This is a genomic window from Tepidanaerobacter sp. GT38 (assembly GCF_021991635.1).
GTDB lineage: Bacteria > Bacillota > Thermosediminibacteria > Thermosediminibacterales > Tepidanaerobacteraceae > DTU063.
Genome location: NZ_JAFFJA010000115.1, coordinates 1 through 3194 on the forward strand (window position 1 = coordinate 1; position 3194 = coordinate 3194).

Sequence of the window (3194 nt, forward strand, 5' to 3'; positions counted from 1 at the left end):
AATTTGCACCTTGAAAACTGCACAGTGAGGTAGTGAGAACAATTTCGCAGGTCAAGCGAGAAAGGGCACACGGAGGATGCCTTGGCGTAAGGGGGCGACGAAGGACGCGGCAAGCGGCGAAACGCTTCGGGGAGCTGCAAGCGAGCTTTGATCCGGAGGTATCCGAATGGGGGAACCCACTTGAGGCGAACCTCAAGTATCTCATACTGAATCCATAGGTATGAGAGGCTAACCGGGTGAACTGAAACATCTAAGTAACCCGAGGAAAAGAAAGCAATAGCGATTCCCTAAGTAGCGGCGAGCGAACGGGGAGGAGCCCAAACCATATATGTGTAAGGCCGTCACCGTTGCATATATGGGGTTAAGGAGTGTCGAGCCGAATGACGGATAGGCAAGCGAAGGCTTAAGGTAGCAGAACACTGCTGGAAAGCAGGGCCACAGAAAGTGACAGCCTTGTATGCGAAACCTGAGAGCCTAGCTGACACATCCAGAGTACCGCGGGACACGTGGAACCCCGTGGGAAGTAGGGAGGACCATCTCCCAAGGCTAAATACCACCTTACGACCGATAGTGGACTAGTACCGTGAGGGAAAGGTGAAAAGCACCCCGGGAGGGGAGTGAAATAGAACCTGAAACCGTGTGTCTACAAGCGGAGGGAGCGAAAGCGACCTCGTACTTTTTGTAGAACGGACCGGCGAGTTACCGTATCAAGCGAGGTTAAGGAGTAAAAGCTCTGGAGCCGAAGCGAAAGCGAGTCTGAATAGGGCGCTAAGTTTGATGCGGTAGACCCGAAACCGTGTGATCTACCCATGGCCAGGGTGAAGCGGAGTTAACCCTTCGTGGAGGCCCGAACCGAATTGACGTTGAAAAGTCATGGGATGAGCTGTGGGTAGGGGTGAAATGCCAATCGAACACGGAGATAGCTGGTTCTCCCCGAAATAGCTTTAGGGCTAGCCTTAACTGAAGATCCTCGGGGGTAGAGCACTGAATGGGCTAGGGGCCGAAAAGGTTACCGAACCCTATCAAACTCCGAATACCGAGGATAACTAGTTAGGAGTCAGACTATGGGGGATAAGCTCCATAGTCGAGAGGGAAACAGCCCAGACCGTCAGCTAAGGTCCCGAAGTGAACCTAAGTGGGAAAGGATGTTGTATTACGAAGACAACCAGGATGTTGGCTTAGAAGCAGCCATTCATTTAAAGAGTGCGTAACAGCTCACTGGTCAAGTGATACTGCGCCGAAAATGTAACGGGGCTCAAGGTTCACACCGAAGCTGCGGATGCTAAGAGTATCTTAGCGTGGTAGGGGAGCGTTCCTACGGGGCAGAAGCAAAGTCGAAAGGCTTTGTGGACTTGTAGGAAGTGAGAATGCCGGTATGAGTAGCGAGAGGCAGGTGAGAATCCTGTCCGCCGAAAGCCTAAGGTTTCCTGAGGAAGGCTCGTCCGCTCAGGGTAAGCCGGGGCCTAAGCCGAGGCAGTGGATGCGTAGGCGATGGACAACTGGTTGATATTCCAGTGCCACCTAAGGCCGTTTGAGCGAAGGGGTGACGCAGGAGGGTAAGCTGAGCGCGCGGTTGGTAGAGCGCGTCCAAGCACAAAGGCAAGCCTGATAGGCAAATCCGTCAGGCCATGGCTGAAGTGTGATGGGGAGTGAAATTTCAAGTAACGAAGCAGCTGAACCCATACTGCCGAGAAAAGCCTCTAGCGAGGCCGAGGGTGCCCGTACTGCAAACCGACACAGGTAGGCGAGGAGAGAATCCTAAGGCGAGCGGGAGAACTCTCGTTAAGGAACTCGGCAAACTAACCCCGTAACTTCGGGAGAAGGGGTACCTGAGTAGCTGCATGTAATCGTGTGGCGAAAAGGTCGCAGTGAATAGGCCCAAGCGACTGTTTACCAAAAACACAGGTCTCTGCTAAGGAGAAATCCGATGTATAGGGGCTGACGCCTGCCCGGTGCTGGAAGGTTAAGGGGACTGCTTAGCTTAGGCGAAGGCATGAACCGAAGCCCCAGTGAACGGCGGCCGTAACTATAACGGTCCTAAGGTAGCGAAATTCCTTGTCGGGTAAGTTCCGACCCGCACGAATGGCGTAACGACTTGGGCGCTGTCTTAACGAGAGGCCCGGCGAAATTGTAACATGAGTGAAGATACTCATTACCCGCGACAGGACGGAAAGACCCCATGGAGCTTTACTGCAGCCTGATATTGGATTTCGGTATCAGATGTACAGGATAGGTGGGAGGCTGAGAACCAGGTTCGTCAGGATCTGGGGAGCCGCCGTTGGGATACCACTCTTCTGGTGCTGAGGTTCTAACCGCAAGCCGTAATCCGGCTGCGGGACATTGTCAGGTGGGCAGTTTGACTGGGGCGGTCGCCTCCCAAAGAGTAACGGAGGCGCCCAAAGGTTACCTCAGCACGGTTGGGAATCGTGCATTGAGTGCAAAGGCATAAGGTAGCCTAACTGCGAGACCTACAAGTCGAGCAGGGTCGAAAGACGGGCTTAGTGATCCGGCGGTACCGAATGGAAGGGCCGTCGCTCAACGGATAAAAGCTACCCTGGGGATAACAGGCTGATCTCCCCCAAGAGTCCACATCGACGGGGAGGTTTGGCACCTCGATGTCGGCTCGTCGCATCCTGGAGCTGGAGTAGGTTCCAAGGGTTGGGCTGTTCGCCCATTAAAGCGGCACGCGAGCTGGGTTCAGAACGTCGTGAGACAGTTCGGTCCCTATCCGTCGTGGGCGTAGGATACTTGAAGGGAGCTGCCCCTAGTACGAGAGGACCGGGGTGGACGGACCGATGGTGTATCAGTTGTCGTGCCAACGGCATAGCTGAGTAGCCAAGTCCGGCAGGGATAAGCGCTGAAAGCATCTAAGCGCGAAGCCCCCCCTAAGATTAGGTATCCCATCCTGTAAAGGGAGTAAGACCCCGAGTAGACTACTCGGTAGATAGGTCAGAGGTGTAAGGGTCGTAAGGCCTTGAGCCGACTGATACTAATAGGTCGAGGGCTTGACCAAAATCTATCCTCACTGTGTAATTTTGAAGGTGCAAAAAGAAAACAAATTCTCGGTGGTAATAGCGGAGGGGAAACACCGGTTCCCATCCCGAACACACTGGTTAAGCCCTCCAGCGCCGATGGTACTAGGTAAAACCTGGGAGAGTAGGTCGCTGCCGAGAATTTTACTATATATTTGTATA

The 3194-nt window shown here is 53.8% G+C and carries 2 rRNA genes; both read left to right on the forward strand.

Annotated elements, in window-relative coordinates:
- Window positions 1-49 precede the first annotated feature (49 nt).
- Window positions 50-3013, forward strand: a 23S ribosomal RNA gene (locus tag JT739_RS12025).
- A gap of 48 nt (window positions 3014-3061) precedes the next feature.
- Window positions 3062-3173, forward strand: a 5S ribosomal RNA gene (gene rrf / locus JT739_RS12030).
- Window positions 3174-3194: the final 21 nt, after the last annotated feature.